The following is an 18,779-nucleotide window of genomic DNA, read 5'->3' as shown; positions in this document are numbered from 1 at the left end:
GATCCTCAGCGGATGAACAGTTTGTAGACCAGGCGCTGCAAGGCTTTGCCATAAGGCGGGTAAATCAGCCGTGCGGCGTTGAAGCGTTGCTTGGCAAGTACCGCCTTGGCCTTGCTGAAAGTGAGGAAGCCGTCATGACCATGGTAGTGACCCATGCCTGAAGGACCGATGCCGCCGAAGGGTAGATCGTCCTGGGCAACATGCAGCAAGGTGTCGTTCAGGCACACACCACCGGAGTGGGTGTGACGCAGCACATGCTCCTGGGTGCGGCGGTCATAGCCAAAGAAGTACAGCGCCAGTGGGCGTGGGCGCTGGTTGATGTAGGCCAAGGCCTGGTCGATGCCGTCATAAGGCACTAGCGGCAATAGCGGGCCGAAGATTTCGTCCTGCATCACCTGCATGCTGTCGTTCACATCCAGCAGCAAGTGTGGCGGCAGGCGCCGGCCTTGAGGAGCCTCGCCTGGGTACAAGTCGAGTACTTGCGCGCCTTTGGCCCGGGCATCGTCCAGCAGGTGCTGCAAGCGCTGCAACTGGCGCGGGTTGATGATGGCGGTGTAGTCGGGGTTGTCGGCTATGCGCGGGTACAGTCGGTGCACGGCGCGCTGGTAGGCGTCGCTGAAGGCGGGCAGCCGTTCGCGCGGCACCAGTACGTAGTCGGGGGCAACGCAGGTCTGGCCGGCGTTGAGGGTCTTGCCGAAGGCGATGCGCTCGGCAGCGCTGTCCAGCGGCACATCGTCAGAAACAATAGCGGGAGACTTGCCACCCAACTCCAGGGTGACCGGGGTCAGGTTGTGCGCGGCAGCCTGCATCACCTGGCGGCCCACGCTGGTGGCACCGGTGAACAGCAGGTGGTCGAAGGGCAGGCGGGCAAAGGCCTGGCCCACCTCGACTTCACCGAGCACAACGCTGACCAGGTCTGTGGGGAACACACGCTCGAGCAGTTGCTGTAGGGCCAGGCCAGTCGCGGGCGTGGCCTCGCTAAGCTTGAGCATGACCCGGTTGCCGGCGGCCAGGGCGCAGGTCAACGGGCCGATGGCGAGGAACAGCGGGTAGTTCCACGGCACGATGATGCCGACCACGCCCAGGGGTTGATAGCGCACCTGTGCGCTTGCCGGCTGGAACGCCAGGCCGACGCGGCGTCGGCTGCTGCGCATCCAGCGTTGCAAGTGCTTTTCGGCGTGGCGCAGGCCCTGCACCGACGGTAGCAGTTCGGCCAGCAAGGTCTCGTCGGCGCTGCGCCCGGCAAAATCTTGGCTGATGGCATTGATCAGTTCTGCCTGGTTGCCCAGCAAGGCTTCACGCAGGCTTTTCAACCACTGGCGCCGCTGTGCCGCTGGTGGCAGCGGGTTACCGGCAAAGGCCAAACGCTGGGCCGCGAACGTCGTCGCGAGGTCGAGGTCGAATTGCACAGAGGGCAAGGCACTGGGCGAGTTCATGGCGGTGTCGAGTCCGGGCAGGGGTTGCCTAGAGCCTATACTCTAATTTGTACCATGGTGCGAATTTTTACATGCTGTTCCACGGTGCATTCCACCTGTAATACGCCGTAAGATAAACCTTTGATGAAGGCCCGCAGACTGGGAGCTGAGCATGGCCCCGCGCATGAAGACCCGAGAGCGCATCGTGCAGAACAGCCTGGAGCTGTTCAACCAGCAGGGCGAACGCAGCGTCAGTACCAACCACATTGCCGCGCACATGGAAATCTCGCCTGGCAACCTGTATTACCACTTCCCCAACAAGCAAGCGATCATTGCCTTGTTGTTCAGCCAGTACGAAGAACTGGTGGACAGCTTTCTGCGCCCGCCGCAGGGTCGTGCGGCAACCGTGGAAGACAAGCGCTTCTACCTCAAGGCCTTGCTGGCGGCGATGTGGAACTACCGCTTCCTGCACCGTGACCTGGAACATCTGCTGGACAGCGATGCCGAACTGGCCGCCCGTTACCGGCGTTTTTCCGAGCGCTGCCTGCGCCAGGGCCAGGCGATCTACCGCGGCTTCGTCGAGGCGGGCATTCTGGCCATGGTGCCGGCGCAGATCGAGTCGCTGACCATCAACGCCTGGATCGTGCTGACGTCATGGGTACGTTTTCTCAGCACCACGCGTGAACATTCCGCGCACTTGGGTGAAGAAGCCTTCAAGCGCGGCGTCTATCAGGTGTTGGTGCTGGAGCTCGGCTTCGTCACCGACAATGCCCGCACTGCCGTGGACGCGCTGTGCGAAGAATTCCATGTACCGTTCAACCAGGCCCTGGAGCGCTAACCCAGGGCCCTCGTGCCATTGATCAGGAGATTGTCATGCCCCTTGCGCAATTGATCACCCCGCAGCAGTTGGCCGAGCGACTGGACTCGCCCGGGTTGGTGATTCTCGACTGCCGTTTTGCCCTCGAGGATGTGGACTATGGCCAGCGCAGCTATGCCCAGGGGCATATTGCCGGGGCGCATTTTGCCGACTTGGACCGCGACCTCAGCGGGCCGGTGAGCAAGGGGCGCACCGGGCGCCACCCATTGCCCGATCCGCAGCGGCTGGTCGAGCGCCTGCGAGAGTGGGGCCTGAGCAACGACAGCGAGGTGGTGCTGTACGACGACGGCCCCGGCGCCTTTGCCGCCCGGGCCTGGTGGCTGCTGGTCTGGCTGGGCAAGCGCAGCGGTGTGGCGATTCTCGACGGTGGCCTGAAGGCCTGGCACGCGGCGCACCTGCCGTTGAGCCTGGACCCGCCGCCCAAACGTGAGGGCACTTTCAGTGGTGAGCCGGACGCGAAGCTGCTGATTGATGCCGACCATCTGGGCAAGCGCCTTGGTAGTGCAGACCTGACCTTGATCGATGCGCGTGCCTTGCCGCGTTTTCGCGGTGAAGTAGAGCCGATCGACCCGGTGGCGGGGCATATTCCCGGTGCCCAGTGTGCGGCGTTTACCGACAACCTAGGGGCTGACGGGTGTTTTCTGCCGGCGGATCAGCTAAAGCAGCGTTTTGCCGAAAAACTGGGTGGACGGGCGCCGGAGCAGTTGGTGTCTTATTGCGGGTCTGGGGTAACCGCTTGCCATAACCTGTTTGCGCTGGCGCTGGCGGGATACCCGCTGGGCAAGCTGTATGCGGGGTCGTGGAGCGAGTGGATCAACAACCCGCAGCATGCTGTGGCCACCGACGAGTAAGCAGACCGGGTTGAACCCCCGCGGTGGGTGGCACCGGCAATGCCGGTGTTCGCGTGCATGCCCGCTCCCACAGGGGGCGCGCAGCCTTTACCAATTCGCGGGCTAGCTACCGTCCACCAGCCACTGCGGAATCCGTCGTTCCAGGTAGTACCCCGGATTTCGCAGGCTGCCATCGACAAAGCCCACATGCCCACCGCGGCCATGCAGTTCGAAGCGGGTCTGTGGTGACAGTTCACGGGCCGTCGGCAGGCTGTGACTGGACACGAACGGGTCATCGCTGGAATGGATGATCAGCGTTGGCGTGCGGTTCTGGCCAAGGAAGAAGTGGCTGGATGAGCGGCGATAGTAGTCGTGTGCATCGCGAAAGCCATTGAGCGGTGCAGTGACTTTTCCGTCGAAGTCCCAGAATGTGCGCAAGTTGGTGAGTTGGCCCAGACGTTCCAGTGTCGCCAGCTGCTCGTGCTGGCCCCGGGCGTGGAAGTGCCGCTGTTTGAGCTGAACATATGCCAGCATCTCGCGCATGAAATGCGCTTGATACACCTTGGAGAAGCCCTGGCCGATGCGGTCGGCACAGTGGTCCAGGCGAAAGGGTACCGATACTGCAACTGCTGCCTCCAGTTGGCTGGCGACGCCGCTCTCACCCAGGTACTTCAACAGTACATTGCCACCCAGCGAATAACCCACTGCGTACAGCGGTGCCAGCGGGCGCTGGGCGCGAAGATGGCTGACAATTTCCGCCAGGTCTTCGCTGGCGCCGGAGTGGTAGCTGCGCGGCAACAGGTTGGGCTCGCCTGAGCAACCACGCCAGTTCACTGCCACGCTGGCCCAGCCGCGGCTTTGCAGCGCCTGCTGCAAGCCTTTCACGTAAGGCGAGTGAGACGAGCCGGTCAGCCCATGCAGCACCAGTACCAGTGGTGCATGGGGTTGGTGCGGACCGTGCCAGTCCAGGTCGATGAAGTCGCCGTCGGCCAGCCACAGCCGCTCTCGGTCACGCTGCAGCTCAGGCAGCTTGCGCCAGAGTGGCCCCCACAGGGTCTGCAGGTGGGGATTGGATAGGCCGATGGCTGGACGGAATGTGGCGTTGTGGCTGGGCATGCTGGGTGGCTCATGATGTGCCTTGCTAGCTTGCCATGAAACAGCGCCACAGTACCTGCGCTATTGGTCGGGGGCTGGCAGCGGCTGTTGCTGAACGCCTGGTCCGACACTGACAAGCACCTTGCGGCTCAGGGCCAGCCGGCGCTGCATGACGGCTCGGACATCTGCCGGGGTAAGCTCGGCAATACGGGCGCTGTACGTGTCGAGATGATCGGCAGTTTGTCGCTGATGGGTTACTTCCGTCAGCAGTGTTGCGAGTTGCCTGTTCTGCGCGATCCCTCGCAGCAACTGCCCTTCCAGCTGTTTGCGTGCCAGTTGCAGCTCCCGCTGGGTGGGCCCCTCGTCGATGAACGCCTGCAGCAGGGTTTCTACCAGTGCCTGCGTGCCCTGCACATGCTGGGGCGCAACCTCCCATTCCACGGTGAACAGGCCGCCTGCACTCAATGGCAATACATGCGTGTACACGCCGTAGGTCAGGCCGCGTCGTTGGCGCAACTCCACCATCAAGCGCGACTCGAGGCCCTCTCCCAGAACAGCACTTGCCAAGGTCAGGGCCAGAAATTCCGGATCGTTGGCGGGTACGTTCATGGGCAGTGCCAGCAGGACCGCACTGCTGGCACCAGCCTGTTCGACGGCTATCGTCGCGCTGGGGGCCGCCGGGGCCGCCGGTAGTTCAGTGGCCGACCAGCCTTGCGGCAGGGCCTGGCTGATCTGTTGTGAGATGGCTTGGGCTTGTGCAAGGGAAAGGTCGCCTACCACGACCATCTCAAGGTTGCTGGCGCTGTAGGCGCGTTGGTGGAATGCCCGCAAGTCCTCAGGGGTAATGGCCTCGATACCTTGAGCGGTGCTGCCCAGAGGGTTGCCGTAAGGATGCCCGTTGAACAGGTGGCGGAAGACTTCGCTACGTGCTCTGAGGATGGGTAGCCGCTCGCGCGATGCGTGGTTTTGCAGCAACTGGCGCTTGATCTTGGTCAGGGCCATTGGGTGGAAGACAGGGTGGGCCACGAGGTCGGTGAGCAGCGCCAAGGCCGGGTCGAGCAAAGAAGGAGGGCTAAGGCTGCGCAGGCGCAGCGTCGCATGTTCCAGACGTACTTGTTTTTCCATGACCGCGCCCAGGCGCTCCAGGTGTTCAGCCTGCTGGGCAGCCGTGTAGGCCTGGCTACCCTCATCGAGCATGGAGAGCGTCAAGGCTGCCAGGCCAGGGTACAGAGTGTCCTGCGTGCTGCCGGCCTTGAACCGTAGTATCACGTCAACGATTGGCAGTTCCCGTGCTTCAACGAATTTGACGTCCGTGCCCGCAGTCGTCTTCCACGCTTGAACCTGTGTATGGATGGTTTCGAACTGGTCCAGGTCAAGTCCCTGGGCAGAGAGCAGCCCGCCGTAGAGGTTGTTGGCCCCGGCAGGCTGTTGCAGGGTCGTTGAGTCAGTCATGAGCGCTTTCCTTGTGGTGCGTGAACGTGAAGGCTGCACGGGAATCGGTGAGGAATTCATAGGCAGCCAGGCCTACCTGCTCGGCTGTCACGGTCTCAATGGCCTGTTGTTCTTCCTCGAGCGAAATAACCGGCAAGCCACAGGCGGCCTGTTTACCCATGGTTTGGGCCTGCTCGGCAATGTCGTCCCGTTCGAAAATCAGCCTGGCCAGCAGACGAGCCTTGGCACGTTGCAGGTGTTCCTTGGCTGGCGCTGACTGGCGAAACGCTTCGATCTCCTGCATCAGCCGCTCGGCCGCGGTCTCCGGGGTTAGGTGTGGGCTGCAGAACGCGTAAAGGGTCAGCAGGCTGTCACCGCGCTGCCAGGGTTCATAGGTCGCTTTCATGTATTGCAGGATTGGTTCGTCCAGCAGCAGCCTGCGCTGGAGGATGCTGCTGTAGCCGTTGGCAAGCAGATCGGGAAGCAGACGTAGCGCGTAGGCCTGCCTGGCAGACTGCGCGGTACGCTGGCTGGGTAGTTTGAAGCTTATGATCGCGCCGTTGTGCAAGCCTGGCAGGCGCAGCGTCTGAAAGCGCCGGCCCTGGGAGGAGGGCCCTGTGGGTAAGGGCTGCATCGGCAAGCGATGGGCGGGAATCGCCGCAAAGTGGCGCGTCACCAAGGTCTGCAGTTGTAGCAGGCTGATGTCGCCGGCCACAGCGAGGGTGGCATTGTTGGGGTGATACCAGGTCTTGTACCAGGTACGCGCTGCGGCTGGAGTGAGGCTCTCCAGATCTGACATGTGGCCAATGACAGGCGTGCCATGGCCACTATTGCCGTAAGCCAGCAGGTCGTGATGCTCCAGCGCCAATGCCCAAGGATTGTTGTCCACTGCCTCGCGCCGCTCAGCCATGACCACTGCCAGTTCCCGAGCAAAGGGCGTATCGCCGAGGGTGGCACTGGCCATGACATCAGCCATGGCCTCCAGGGCAATTTCCAGGTGGCGGGTTGGCAGGGTGAGCGGAAATACCGTGGCATCCGAATAGGTGAATGCATTCGGGTCGCCGCCCAAGCGGGTCATGAGCGTTGAGTACTGGCCAGGCGCCAGTTTGCTGCTGCCCTCGAACAGTAGATGCTCCAAGGCATGGGACAGGCCGGTGTGGCCTTCAGGTTCGTAGCTGGAGCCTACGTGGTACCACAGCTGCACGCTGACCAGTGGCGCACGGTGGTCTTCACGCAGGCAGACGTGCAGGCCGTTGGCGAGGGTAAAAGAACCTTTCGAGCTCGCCATTAGCGGCGGGGAGGGGTGTTCGGCCATGGTTGAACTGCTCCTTCAGGAAATGAAGGTGCAGCTTCAACCATGGCGCAGGTGGGATGCGGTAACTAAGTACATCCAACCCGCGGGTAATCAGCCCCGCTGCCAGAGTGCGTAGTGCACCTGGCCGGTCTTCTTCTCGCGGTGCAGGCGCCAGTTGCCTGGCAACTGCAAGGTCGAGGGTGCCGCTTCGCTTTCGGTGTAGACCCATGCCTGCTCGCCCAGCCACTGATTCTGCTCCAGCAAGTTGCAGGTGTTGGCCAGCAGGTCCTGGTGGAACGGCGGGTCGAGGAACACGACATCGAACTGCTGCTTGGCCGGGCCGTGCAGGTAGCGCAGGGCGTCGGTCTGCAGAATTTGCCCGCGGGGACAGCGCAGGATTTCGAGGTTGTTCTTCAGGTTGGCGATGGCCGCAGGGTTGCTATCCAGCGCCACGGCGTCCTCGGCCCCACGGGACAGGGCTTCGAGCACCAGAGCGCCACTGCCGGTAAAGGCGTCCAGCACGCGGGCACCCTCGATGTAGGGGGCCAGCCAGTTGAATACGGTTTCCCGCACGCGATCAGGCGTTGGCCGCAGGCCTTCGCCTTCCGGCACCGCCAGGCGGCGGCTGCGCCACTCGCCGGCGATGATGCGCAGGTGGCCCTGGCCCTTGCTTTTGCCCGCTTGCGGGCGGGCGGGAGGGGTGGATCTTGGCATTAGTGCTCCGGTATCCCGAGCGGTTGCTCGGAGGGCTTGTCAGTGGGTGCTGGCAGCGGTTTTTGTGGCACTTTCGGGCCAACGGTGACGATCACCAGTTTATCGGCTGACAGGTGTTTGTTCATGGCTGCCTTGACCTGTTCGACGGTGAGGGCCTGGGACTGTTGCATGAAGTCCTCCAGCCAGGTCAGCGGCAAGTTGTAGAAGCCGATCGCGCCCAGTTGGCCGACGATGCTGGCATTACTGGCATTGGACAGCGGGAAGCTGCCGGCCAGCTCACGCTTGGCATCGTCCAGCTCCTGTTGGGTCGGGCCCGTCTTCAGGTAGTCGGCGAGAATGTCTTGCACCAGCTTGAGCGTGCCCTCGCTGAGCTCGGCACGGGTTTGCAGGTTGATCATGAATGGGCCGCGCACCTGCATCGGGCTGAATGCCGAGTAAACGCCGTAGGTCAGCCCGCGCTTCTCCCGCACCTCGCTCATCAGCCGGGTACCGAAGGAACCACCGCCAAGGATCTGGTTGCCCAGCGACAGGGCTGGCCAGTCCGGATCCTGCCGGTCGATCCCCAGTTCGGCCAGCATCAGGTGGGTCTGCTTGGACGGGAAGTCGATGTGGGTCAGGCCGGCCTTGGCGTCCGTGGGTTGGGCCGGTGCGGCCAGCGCCGGGCCCCTGGGCAGGCCGGCAGATACCTGGGCGGCGATGGCTTCGGCTTCTGCACGGCTGAGGTCGCCGACCAGGGCGATTACCGCATTGCCGCCGGTATAGGCCTTTGCGTGGAACGCGCGTAGTTGTGCCAGGCTTATGCCCGCGATGCTCTCTGCGGTGCCGTCGCTTGGGTGGGCGTAGGGGTGGTCGCCATAGAGGTTGCCGAAAAGGGCCTTGCCGGCGATCTTGCCCGGGTTCTGCTTCTCATATTCGAAGCCTGCCAGCATCTGGTTCTTGATGCGCTTGAGGGCATCTTCGGGGAATGTCGGCTTGCCCGCCACCTCTGTAAACAGCTTGAGGGCCGGTTCGCGCTTGTCCTTGGCACTGAGGCTGCGCAGTGATGCCACGGCCATATCGCGGTAGGAACCGTTGCCAAAGTCTGCACCCAGGCCTTCGAAGCCCTCGGCGATGGCGGTGACGTCCTTGCCGGCCACGCCCTCGTTGAGCATGGCGTTGGTCAGAGCGGCCAGGCCTGGCGTGCCGCCATCCTGGCTGCTGCCGGCGGCGAAGGTGACACGCAGGTCGAACATGGGCAGTTCGCGGGCCTCGACGAACAGCACCCGGGCACCCTCGGCGGTGTTCCAGTGCTGGATGTTCAACTGACGCCGGCTGGGTGCCTTGCCATTCAGTTCGGCCAGCGATTGCAAGGTGTTGGCCGGGCGGGCTGCGCTGCTGTCGGCCTTGGCAGCGTTATCGGCCATGGCCGGAGCGGCCAGCACAGCCGCCAGCGCCAGGGCACGAATGCCCGTGGCCAGCAGGGTTGGGCGTGGTGCGCGGCGATCACTCATGAGCGGACTCCTCAGGCAGTACATGGGCAACGCTCAGGCGTTCGCGGGTGAAGTAGGTGCGCGCGGCGTTCTGGATGTCCTGCGGGGTGACGCGCTTGAGCTCGTCCAGTTCGCTGTCGATCAGCTTCCAGGACAGGCCGACGGTCTCCAGCTGGCCGATGGTGGTGGCCTGGCTGCTGATGGAGTCGCGGTCGTAGACCAGGCCGGCGATGACCTGGGCGCGTACGCGCTCCAGCTCTTCGGCGCTGGGTGGCGTGCTCTTGAGTTCGTCAAGCAACTGCCAGATGCCTTTCTCGACGTCGGCGAGGGTTTTCTGCTTCTGCACATTCGGCGTCGCCGAGATCAGGAACAGGCTGTCGCCGCGGGTGAAAGCGTTGTAGCTGGACGAAGCGCCGGCGACCAGTTCCTGGCCACGCTCCAGGCGTGCCGGCATGCGGGCGCTGTAGCCGCCGTCGAGCAGTGCCGAGATCAGGCGCAGTGCATGCACCGTACGTGGGTCCTTGGCGGTGGGCAGGCCGGGCACGTTGAAACCGTAGATCAGGCTTGGCAGCTGGGTTCGTACGTGCAGGGTCAACTGGCGCCAACCTGGTTCGGCCAGCTCCAAGGGCAGCTTGGCTGGGGGTACGGCGCGTTTGGGAATGTTGCCGAAATACTTCTGCGCCAGGCCCTTGACCTCGTCGGCGGTGACATCACCGACCACCACCAGGGTGGCGTTGTTGGGGGCGTACCAGGACTCGTACCAATGGCGAAGCTCCTCGACCTTCATGCGCTCCAGGTCTGCCATCCAGCCAATGGTCGGCGTGTGGTAGCCGCTGGCCGGGTAGGCCATGGCGCGGAACAGCTCGAATGCCTTGGCATTGGGCTGGTCGTCGGTGCGCAGGCGGCGTTCTTCCTTGATGACCTCGATTTCGCGGCTGAACTCGTCGGCAGGCAGGCGCAGGCTGGCAAGGCGGTCGGCCTCCAGTTCCAGGGCTACCGGCAGGCGGTCGCGGGCCAGCACTTGGTAATAGGCGGTGTAGTCGTCGCTGGTGAAGGCGTTTTCATCGGCGCCGAGGTCACGCAGAATGCGCGAAGCCTCGCCGGGGCCGACCTTGGCGCTGCCCTTGAACATCATGTGTTCCAGTGCATGGGACAACCCGGTCTGGCCCGGGGTCTCGTAGCTCGAGCCGACCTTGTACCAGATCTGCGAGACCACCACCGGGGCGCGATGGTCTTCGCGGACCACGACCTTAAGGCCATTGTCGAGGATGAATTCGTGGGTGGGTTGCACATCGGCGGCAAATGCCGCGAGCGGCATGCAGAGCGTGCCGAGCAACAGGCCAGCGGCGCGGCGGGCTAGAGCATTCATACGGTGTTTAACCTGTTCGGCGGCCCGCTGGGTTTAGCGTCGGCGGGCCAGGAGGTGCTAGGATACTGATCCGGTTGCCTGGCGACCATGCCTGTCGCCGTTCTGGCCCACAGGACACTAAGACAAAACGTTGCGCATGAACCAGCCGGCTTCAAGATAGTCTGTTCTGCGTAGAGAGAATTCCTGATTGGCCCTCGCTGGCCCATCGCTACCCTGAGATAGCCGTCTTCCATGTTTGGTTCCAACGACGACAAAAAAGCGCCGGCCGAGGCTGGTGAGAAGAAAGGCCTGTTCAGCTGGTTTCGCAAGAAGCCGCAGCCACCTGCGGGAGCGGGCGTGCCCGCGAATGAACCCCCCGCTGCCGAGCAGTCTGCAGCCGCGCCGGTCGAGGGCTCAACCGCCGAAGTGCCACAGGCCCCCGAACCCGTTCAGGCCCCTGCGGCTCCACAGCTGGCTGAGCCGCAGCCGGTCGCCGCACCCGCCCGGCCCCCGGTAGTCGAGGCCCCCGTCCCTGAACCGGTTGCGTCCCAGCCGTTGCAGGCCCCTGAGCCCGAGCCGGTCGCGTCCCGGCCGCTGGTGGCGCCTGCACCGCAGCCGGTCGCGTCCATGCCCTTGCAGGCGGCCCCTGTCGAGTCTGCCCCTGTCGAGGCCGCAGCGCCGGTCAGCAACCTGGTGCTGCCGGTTGCCGAAGAGCCCGTCGCCCTGGTGCCGGACCTGGAGCCGAAAGCGCCGCCCGCCATCCCGGAACGCGCGGTACCAGTTCCCGCGGCCCCTGTTGCGGCTCCCGCCGAACAGGCCAAGCCCGGCTTCTTCGCGCGCCTCAAGCAAGGCCTGTCCAAGACCAGTGCCAGCATCGGCGAGGGCATGGCCAGCCTGTTCCTCGGCAAGAAGGTCATCGATGACGACCTGCTCGACGAAATCGAAACGCGCCTGCTGACAGCCGACGTGGGTGTGGAGGCTACCTCGGCCATTGTCCAGAACCTGACCCAGAAGGTCGCGCGCAAGCAGTTGGCCGATGCCGATGCCCTGTACAAATCGTTGCAGGAAGAACTGGCTGCGCTGCTGCGCCCGGTCGAGCAGCCGCTGAACGTACAAGCCCAGAACAAACCCTATGTGATCCTTGTGGTTGGCGTGAACGGCGCCGGCAAGACCACCACCATCGGCAAGCTGGCGAAGAAGCTGCAACTGGAAGGCAAGAAGGTAATGCTGGCTGCCGGTGATACCTTCCGTGCAGCGGCGGTCGAGCAGTTGCAGGTGTGGGGCGAGCGTAACCAGATTCCGGTGATAGCCCAGCACACGGGCGCCGACTCTGCCTCGGTAATCTTCGATGCCGTGCAGGCCGCCAAGGCCCGTGGCGTTGACGTGCTGATCGCCGACACTGCCGGCCGCCTGCACACCAAAGATAACCTGATGGAAGAGCTGAAGAAGGTCCGCCGGGTTATCGGCAAGCTCGACGTTGAGGCACCGCACGAGGTGTTGCTGGTGCTTGATGCCGGCACCGGCCAGAACGCCATCAGTCAGGCCAAGTACTTCAACCAGAGCGTCGAGCTGACCGGCCTGGCCCTGACCAAGCTGGACGGCACTGCCAAGGGCGGGGTGATCTTCGCCCTGGCCAAGCAGTTCAACATCCCGATCCGTTTCATCGGCGTCGGTGAAGGCATCGACGACCTGCGTACCTTCGAAGCCGAGCCGTTCGTCAAGGCTCTGTTCGCCGAGCGAGATTGACCATGATCCGATTCGAGCAGGTTGCCAAGCGCTATCCCAATGGTCATGTGGGTTTGCATGAGCTGAGTTTCCGGGCGCGCCGGGGCGAATTCCTGTTCGTCACCGGCCACTCGGGCGCTGGCAAGAGCACCCTGCTGCGCCTGTTGCTGGCCATGGAGCGCCCGACCAGCGGCAAGCTGATGCTGGCAGGGCAGGACCTGGGCCAGATCAGCAATGCGCAAATCCCGTTCCTGCGCCGGCAAATCGGCGTGGTGTTCCAGAACCACCAGCTGTTGTTCGACCGCACCGTGTTCAACAACATTGCCTTGCCGCTGCAGATTCTCGGCCTGTCCAAGGTCGAGATCGCCAAGCGCGTGGACTCGGCCCTGGAGCGTGTGTCGCTGTCCGACAAAGGCGAGCTGTTCCCGGCCGACCTGTCCACCGGGCAGCAGCAGCGGGTCGGTATCGCCCGAGCCATCGTTCACCAGCCGGCTCTGCTGCTGGCCGACGAGCCCACCGGTAACCTCGACCCGCGTCTGGCTGCAGAGATCATGGGCGTGTTCGAGGACATCAACCGCCTGGGCACGACGGTATTGATCGCCAGCCACGACCTGGCACTGATCGCGCGCATGCGCCACCGCATGCTGACGTTGCAACGCGGCCGCTTGATCGGCGATGGGGAGGCCGGGCAATGAACACTACACGTACTCCGAAGGTTTCCGAGCGGGTCGCACCGAAACCGGCCGATCCGCAACCTGCGAAGAAAAAACGCGGGGAAGACGATGATGGCCCGGACTTCCGCACCCTGCTGCATGCCTGGCTGGAAAGCCACCGTGCCAGCCTGGCCGACAGCCTGCGCCGCCTGGGCAAGCAACCGATTGGCAGTTTCTTCACCTGCCTGGTGATGGCAGTGGCGCTGAGCATGCCGATGGGCCTGTCCTTGTTGCTGAAGAACGTCGAGCAGCTTGGCGGTTCGTGGCAGCGCGCTGCGCAGATTTCGCTGTACCTCAAGCTTGATGCTGGCAGCCGTGATGGCGAAGCGCTGCGCGACGAGATCAAGGGCATGCCTGGCGTGGCGGACGCCCAGTATGTCAGCCGCGAGCAGGCGCTGGAGGAGTTCCAGCAGCAGTCCGGGCTGGGCGAGGCCCTGCGCGAACTGCCAGACAACCCACTGCCGGGTGTGGTGGTTGTAACTCCGACCGAGGTCGACAAGCCAGCCCTGGAAGCCTTGCGTCAGCGCCTGTCGGAGCTGCCGCGGGTGGACGTGGCGCAACTGGACCTGGTTTGGGTCGAGCGGCTGGCAGCCATCCTCAAGTTGGGTGACCGCTTCGTCTTCGGTCTGGCCGTGATGCTGATTTCTGCCCTGCTGTTAGTAATCGGTAACACAATTCGTCTACACATTGAAAACCGTCGTATCGAGATCGAAGTGATCAAGCTGGTCGGCGGCACCGACGCCTACGTGCGCCGGCCTTTCCTGTACATGGGCGCCCTGTATGGCCTGGGCGCAGGCCTGCTGGCGTGGGGCATCCTGGCGTTTGGCCTGAACTGGCTGAACGAGGCGGTGGTAGGGCTTTCCGGGCTGTATGGCAGTGACTTCGCCCTGGGCGGCGTTCCGGCTTCCGATGGTCTGTCGCTCTTGATCGGAGCAGTGTTGTTGGGGTATATCGGTGCATGGATTGCAGTCGCCCGCCACTTGAACGAGCTGGCGCCGCGATAGTTTTTACGTGTCAGCATTGACATTTTCTTCACTGCGGAACTTGTACCGTCGTTCCAGGTCAATGTTGGCAGCGCCCACAAGGTGCGAGTTTTGTAAGTCGGAGGTTCTTGAATGACCACATCGTTGCAACCTGCCTATGCCCTGGTACCCGGTGCAAACCTGGAAGCCTATGTGCACACGGTCAACAGCATTCCGCTGCTGACGGTCGAGCAGGAGCGTGATCTGGGCGAGCGTCTCTATTATGAGCAGGATGTCGAGGCCGCTCGTCAGATGGTGATGGCCCACCTGCGTTTCGTTGTACATATCGCCCGTAGCTATGCCGGCTACGGGTTGGCTCAGGCTGACCTGATCCAGGAAGGCAACGTCGGCCTGATGAAAGCCGTCAAACGCTTCAACCCGGAAATGGGCGTGCGCCTGGTGTCGTTCGCGGTGCACTGGATCAAGGCTGAGATCCACGAGTTCATTCTGCGCAACTGGCGTATCGTGAAGGTGGCTACCACCAAGGCTCAGCGCAAACTGTTCTTCAACCTGCGTAGCCAGAAGAAACGCCTGGCGTGGCTGAACAACGACGAAGTGCATCGCGTGGCGGAAAGCCTTGGCGTCGAGCCGCGCGAAGTGCGCGAGATGGAAAGCCGCCTCAGCGGCCAGGACATGGCCTTCGACCCGGCAGCGGAAGCGGACGACGACAGCGCATTCCAGTCGCCTGCGCATTACCTGGAAGACCACCGTTACGATCCGGCGGTGCAGCTGGAGGATGCCGACTGGAGTGACAACTCCACCAGCAACCTGCACGAAGCGCTGCAAGGTTTGGACGAGCGTAGCCGCGATATTCTCTATCAGCGTTGGCTGGCGGAAGAGAAGGCCACGTTGCACGAACTGGCAGACAAGTACAGCGTATCGGCTGAGCGTATTCGCCAGCTGGAGAAGAATGCGATGAACAAGGTCAAGGCGTTGATCGCTGCCTGATCGAGTCTTGGTTGTAAAGAAAAGCCGCTGGCCCTGATGGGGTGAGCGGCTTTTTTTGTGCTCGGCGTGAGGGGTGTGGCGCCTGTGAGGTCGAGCGCCGCCCGCGCGGCGCATCGCGAGCTGCGCTCGCTCCTACGTTTGTTTCAGGCCGGTAACGCCTGTGACAGGCGCGCGCGACCGCCTTGTTTGTTCAACGCGAATGGGGGCATGCGCCAAGGCGACCGCGCGCAGATCCCATAGGAATGATTGGCCCGAAACAAACGTAGGAGCGAGCGCAGCTCGATTTGCGCATCACCGCAAAACTCAAAGCTTGTTGCGCGACGTGTCGAGCTGCATCAGGTAGCTGGGCCCGCCCAACTGGCTCATCTGCCGGCGAATCCAGCTGGCCCGGCTGGCCACATACGCACTCGGCCGGCTGGCGCTCCACTTGATCGGACTAGGCAGCACCGCAGCCAGCTGCGCCGCCTGCTGGCGGCTGAGCCGGCTGGCGTCGACACCGAAGTGATAACGCGCCGCCGCCTGGGCGCCAAACACGCCCTTGCCCCACTCGGCGCTGTTCAAATAGACCTCGAGAATCCGTTCCTTCGACCAGAACAACTCAATCAGCGCGGTGAACCAGGCCTCCAACCCCTTGCGAAACCAGCTGCGGCCTGACCACAGAAACAGGTTCTTGGCCACTTGTTGGGTCAGGGTGCTGGCGCCGCGAATGTTGCCGCCGCGCTCGTTGTGGGCCAGCGCCGCCTGAATGGCCGGGATGTCGAAGCCCCAGTGGCTGGCGAACTTCTGGTCCTCGCCAGCAATGACTGCGACCTTGAGCTGATCGGAGATGTTCTCCCATGGCTCCCAGTCGCGCTGCAGGTCGATCGGTTCACCACTCACCCAAGACTGTACCTTGCGCTCGACCATCAGCGCCGTGCCGGGCGGTGGGACCCAGCGGAACACCAGCACCAGTACGATGCTGCAGGCAACGAACCAGAGCAGGGCACGGGAAAGGCGACGGATAAGCGTTGACAGCATGTCGATGGCTTGGCCCTAAGGGTGGAAGGGGCCATTATACAGACCCGATACAAGGAGTCGTCCCATGCTTCGCAGCTTCCTGATGCTTGCCGCCTTTTTTGGCTTTACCGGGGTCGCCCTGGGCGCCTTTGCCGCTCATGGCCTGAAAAACCGGCTGACGGCTGACTACCTGGCGATCTTCCATACCGGCGTGACTTACCAACTGGTCCATGCCTTGGCGATCTTCGGCGTTGCGGTGCTCTCGGCGCACCTGCCCGGGCGCCTGGTGGGATGGGCCGGCGGCCTGTTTGCGTTGGGCATCGTGCTGTTCTCCGGCAGCCTGTACCTGCTGACCCTCAGCGGCATCGGCAAGCTTGGCATCATCACCCCGATTGGTGGCTTGTGCTTCCTCGGCGGCTGGTTGTGCCTGGGCCTGGCAGCCTGGCGGCTGGGCTGACCGAGTGGTCCACAATCACGACTAATGGCGCGCACCGCCCTTGGGTTGCAGGGCGGTTCGGCGCTAGAATGCTGGCCCCAAAGAACAATGGTGGCCGTGCGCATGCGCATTAAATTGAACGGTGAACCTTACGAACTGCCTGCCGGCGAAAGCGTTGCAGCCCTGCTGGCGCGCCTGGAACTGACCGGGCGCCGTGTTGCAGTGGAACTGAATCTGGATATCGTGCCGCGCAGCCAGCACGACAGCACGCTGCTGAATGACGGCGACCAGGTCGAAGTGGTCCACGCCATCGGTGGCGGCTGACAGCAGCCCGGCGGTTCACAAGCAAGCCCTGCAACCTTTTCCCGAGGAACAACGATGAGCAACGTTCGTAGCGACAAGCCCTTCACCCTGGCCGGGCGTACTTTCCAGTCGCGCCTGCTGGTCGGTACCGGCAAGTACCGTGACATGGAAGAAACCCGCCTGGCCACCGAGGCCTCGGGTGCCGAAATCGTCACTGTCGCTGTGCGCCGCACCAACCTTGGCCAGAACGCGGGCGAGCCGAACCTGCTCGATGTACTGTCGCCCGACAAGTACACCATCCTGCCGAACACTGCAGGCTGCTTTGATGCGGTGGAAGCGGTACGCACTTGCCGTCTGGCCCGCGAACTGCTCGATGGGCGTAAATCGCACGAGTCCCGCACGCTGGTGAAGCTGGAAGTGCTGGCCGACCAGAAAACCCTGTTCCCTAACGTGATCGAAACCCTCAAGGCTGCCGAAGTGCTGGTCAAGGAAGGTTTCGATGTAATGGTCTACACCAGCGACGACCCGATCATCGCCCGTCAGCTGGCCGAAGTCGGTTGCATCGCGGTCATGCCGCTGGCAGGCCTGATTGGCACCGGCCTGGGTATTTGCAACCCCTACAACCTGCAGATCATCCTGGAAGAATCCAAGGTGCCGGTGCTGGTCGATGCTGGCGTGGGTACCGCATCCGACGCCACCATCGCCATGGAAATGGGCTGTGAGGCAGTGCTGATGAACTCGGCCATTGCCCATGCCCAGCAGCCGGTGCTGATGGCCGAGGCCATGAAACACGCCATTGTTGCGGGTCGCATGGCCTATCTGGCCGGTCGTATGCCGAAGAAACTCTATGCCAGCGCCTCTTCGCCGCTGGATGGTCTGATCAAGTAAGAGCAACTGATGACTGAATCGCACGATACGCCGATCACCCCCGACGGCGACGCCCGCCCACACCGCCGCATCAAGAGCTTCGTGATGCGTGCCGGGCGCATGACCGAAGGCCAGCAACGCGGCCTGGACCAAGGCGGCCCGCTGTACATCCTGCCACTGGCTGACAGCCCGGTTGACTACGACCAGGTGTTCGGCCGTTCGGCCCCGCGCACCTTGGAGATTGGCTTCGGCATGGGCCATTCCCTGCTGGAAATGGCGGCTGCCGCACCTGAGCAGGACTTCATCGGTGTGGAAGTGCACCGCCCGGGTGTTGGCGCGCTGCTCAATGGCGTGCTGACCCAGGGGCTGAAAAACCTGCGGGTGTATGACTGCGATGCCATCGAGGTGCTGAACCGTTGCGTGGCGGATAACAGCCTCGATCGGTTGATGCTGTTCTTCCCAGACCCTTGGCACAAGGCGCGTCACCACAAGCGCCGCATCGTCCAGCTGGAGTTCGCCGAGCTGGTACGTCGCAAGCTCAAGCCTGGTGGTGTGTTCCACATGGCCACCGATTGGGAGCCGTATGCCGAGTACATGCTGGAAGTGATGAGCGCAGCTCCTGGCTATCGCAACCGTGCGGCAGACGGCACTTATGTGCCGCGCCCCGAAGAGCGCCCGATCACCAAGTTCGAACGCCGCGGTGAGCGGCTGGGCCATGGGGTGTGGGACTTGAAGTTCGAGAAGGTGGATTGAGCGGCTGATACGGCTTCTCGATGTGCCGATGCTTGCAGGAATGCAGGCGAAAAAACCGCCTTGAGAAGGGCGGTTTTTTCTTTGTAGGAGCGGGTTTACCCGCGAATACGGTAGTGGCGGCAACGGTGAACGGCGGGTGGAGATTGGCCAGCACGGCCGGCCCTTTCGCGGGTGAACCCGCTCCTACAAGGGCCCGGGGCCATTGGCTCAGCCTCGGCGATCCGCCACCACGCCAATCAATACCAGCACCACCAGCAACACAGGCGCCAGCGCATAGTTGTTGAACTGGCTCAGCCCCTTCACCACCCACGGCGTGGCATAGATCAGCGCGGCACCGCTGCCGATCATTACCATCAGCGCCATGAACGGCACGCGCAGGGCGCCGGCCAAGCCCCCCAGGCGTTGCTCTGCCCAGGCTTTGACATCGGTGCCGAACAGCACCAGCAGGCAGCCTACCAAGGCCAGTGAAATCTCCGACAGGTTGCTGCGGCTCCAGCGGGAAATCGTCGCGAGCAGATCAAGTACCAGATCCATGGGTCATCC

General features: G+C 63.2%; 18 protein-coding genes and 1 pseudogene. 10 read left to right on the top strand and 9 right to left on the bottom strand.

The window, feature by feature from the left end; genetic code table 11:
- Positions 1–5: 5 nt before the first annotated feature.
- Positions 6–1,436 (bottom strand): coniferyl aldehyde dehydrogenase, encoded by a 1,431-nt coding sequence (locus AC3B5Q_RS24480; protein ID WP_021783647.1) that lies wholly within the window; start codon positions 1,434–1,436, stop codon positions 6–8.
- 151 nt (positions 1,437–1,587) lie between these two features.
- On the opposite strand from AC3B5Q_RS24480, the gene AC3B5Q_RS24475 reads away from it, so the two are divergent.
- Positions 1,588–2,253: a TetR/AcrR family transcriptional regulator gene (locus tag AC3B5Q_RS24475; protein WP_103443672.1), complete on the top strand. Its 666-nt coding sequence runs from the start codon at positions 1,588–1,590 to the stop codon at positions 2,251–2,253.
- A 35-nt stretch (positions 2,254–2,288) separates the two neighbouring features.
- Positions 2,289–3,143 carry a sulfurtransferase gene (locus AC3B5Q_RS24470; RefSeq protein WP_021783649.1) on the top strand — a complete coding sequence of 285 codons (855 nt, stop codon included), beginning with the start codon at positions 2,289–2,291 and terminating at the stop codon, positions 3,141–3,143.
- Between the two features lie 102 nt (positions 3,144–3,245).
- Here AC3B5Q_RS24470 and AC3B5Q_RS24465 read toward each other — a convergent pair whose 3' ends face one another.
- The 6 genes from AC3B5Q_RS24465 to AC3B5Q_RS24440 form a co-directional block, all read right to left on the bottom strand.
- Complete coding sequence (locus AC3B5Q_RS24465) at positions 3,246–4,238, bottom strand: hydrolase (RefSeq protein WP_021783650.1); 993 nt, start codon at positions 4,236–4,238, stop codon at positions 3,246–3,248.
- A gap of 60 nt (positions 4,239–4,298) precedes the next feature.
- The gene (locus AC3B5Q_RS24460; RefSeq protein WP_330508638.1) at positions 4,299–5,669 is read right to left on the bottom strand and encodes a M16 family metallopeptidase; all 1,371 of its coding nucleotides are present in this window, start codon (positions 5,667–5,669) and stop codon (positions 4,299–4,301) included.
- Positions 5,662–6,963: a M16 family metallopeptidase gene (locus AC3B5Q_RS24455; protein WP_275966676.1), complete on the bottom strand. Its 1,302-nt coding sequence runs from the start codon at positions 6,961–6,963 to the stop codon at positions 5,662–5,664. Before AC3B5Q_RS24455 ends, AC3B5Q_RS24460 begins: the two co-directional genes overlap by 8 nt.
- 90 nt (positions 6,964–7,053) lie before the next feature.
- The gene (rsmD, locus tag AC3B5Q_RS24450; protein WP_021783653.1) at positions 7,054–7,656 is read right to left on the bottom strand and encodes a 16S rRNA (guanine(966)-N(2))-methyltransferase RsmD; all 603 of its coding nucleotides are present in this window, start codon (positions 7,654–7,656) and stop codon (positions 7,054–7,056) included.
- A complete protein-coding gene (locus tag AC3B5Q_RS24445) occupies positions 7,656–9,146 on the bottom strand; it encodes a M16 family metallopeptidase (RefSeq protein WP_488392767.1) in 1,491 nt (496 codons plus the stop codon). Before AC3B5Q_RS24445 ends, rsmD begins: the two co-directional genes overlap by 1 nt.
- Positions 9,139–10,494: a M16 family metallopeptidase gene (locus tag AC3B5Q_RS24440; protein WP_135192994.1), complete on the bottom strand. Its 1,356-nt coding sequence runs from the start codon at positions 10,492–10,494 to the stop codon at positions 9,139–9,141. The genes AC3B5Q_RS24445 and AC3B5Q_RS24440 overlap by 8 nt, the downstream gene beginning before the upstream one ends.
- A 231-nt stretch (positions 10,495–10,725) precedes the next feature.
- Here AC3B5Q_RS24440 and ftsY point away from each other — a divergent pair, with 231 nt between their 5' ends.
- The 4 genes from ftsY to rpoH all read left to right on the top strand — a co-directional run bounded on the left by ftsY (position 10,726) and on the right by rpoH (position 14,881).
- Positions 10,726–12,219 (top strand): signal recognition particle-docking protein FtsY, encoded by a 1,494-nt coding sequence (ftsY, locus tag AC3B5Q_RS24435; protein ID WP_021783656.1) that lies wholly within the window; start codon positions 10,726–10,728, stop codon positions 12,217–12,219.
- A 2-nt stretch (positions 12,220–12,221) separates the two neighbouring features.
- Positions 12,222–12,893, top strand: a complete 672-nt coding sequence (ftsE, locus tag AC3B5Q_RS24430; RefSeq protein WP_003249079.1) for a cell division ATP-binding protein FtsE — start codon at positions 12,222–12,224, stop codon at positions 12,891–12,893.
- Complete coding sequence (gene ftsX / locus AC3B5Q_RS24425; protein WP_021783657.1) at positions 12,890–13,915, top strand: permease-like cell division protein FtsX; 1,026 nt, start codon at positions 12,890–12,892, stop codon at positions 13,913–13,915. Before ftsE ends, ftsX begins: the two co-directional genes overlap by 4 nt.
- 111 nt (positions 13,916–14,026) lie before the next feature.
- Entirely contained in the window at positions 14,027–14,881 is an 855-nt protein-coding gene (rpoH, locus tag AC3B5Q_RS24420) for an RNA polymerase sigma factor RpoH (protein ID WP_003249083.1), read from the top strand.
- Positions 14,882–15,184: 303 nt separating this feature from the next.
- Here rpoH and mtgA read toward each other — a convergent pair.
- A pseudogene (mtgA, locus tag AC3B5Q_RS24415) lies at positions 15,185–15,933 on the bottom strand (monofunctional biosynthetic peptidoglycan transglycosylase).
- 29 nt (positions 15,934–15,962) lie between these two features.
- On the opposite strand from mtgA, the gene AC3B5Q_RS24410 reads away from it, so the two are divergent.
- From AC3B5Q_RS24410 to trmB, 4 genes are all read left to right on the top strand, one after another.
- Positions 15,963–16,334: a DUF423 domain-containing protein gene (locus tag AC3B5Q_RS24410; protein ID WP_021783659.1), complete on the top strand. Its 372-nt coding sequence runs from the start codon at positions 15,963–15,965 to the stop codon at positions 16,332–16,334.
- A 102-nt stretch (positions 16,335–16,436) separates the two neighbouring features.
- Positions 16,437–16,637, top strand: a complete 201-nt coding sequence (thiS, locus tag AC3B5Q_RS24405; protein ID WP_003249090.1) for a sulfur carrier protein ThiS — start codon at positions 16,437–16,439, stop codon at positions 16,635–16,637.
- A 54-nt stretch (positions 16,638–16,691) separates the two neighbouring features.
- Positions 16,692–17,504, top strand: coding sequence for a thiazole synthase (locus tag AC3B5Q_RS24400; RefSeq protein ID WP_003249091.1), 813 nt, complete (start codon positions 16,692–16,694; stop codon positions 17,502–17,504).
- 9 nt (positions 17,505–17,513) lie between these two features.
- A complete protein-coding gene (gene trmB / locus AC3B5Q_RS24395; protein ID WP_019097204.1) occupies positions 17,514–18,236 on the top strand; it encodes a tRNA (guanosine(46)-N7)-methyltransferase TrmB in 723 nt (240 codons plus the stop codon).
- Positions 18,237–18,443: 207 nt separating this feature from the next.
- Here trmB and AC3B5Q_RS24390 read toward each other — a convergent pair whose 3' ends face one another.
- Entirely contained in the window at positions 18,444–18,770 is a 327-nt protein-coding gene (locus AC3B5Q_RS24390) for a DUF3392 family protein (RefSeq protein ID WP_021783660.1), read from the bottom strand.
- Positions 18,771–18,779: the final 9 nt, after the last annotated feature.

This window comes from Pseudomonas sp. D5(2026), assembly GCF_057766845.1.
This window is presented reverse-complemented; position numbering and strand designations above follow the sequence as displayed.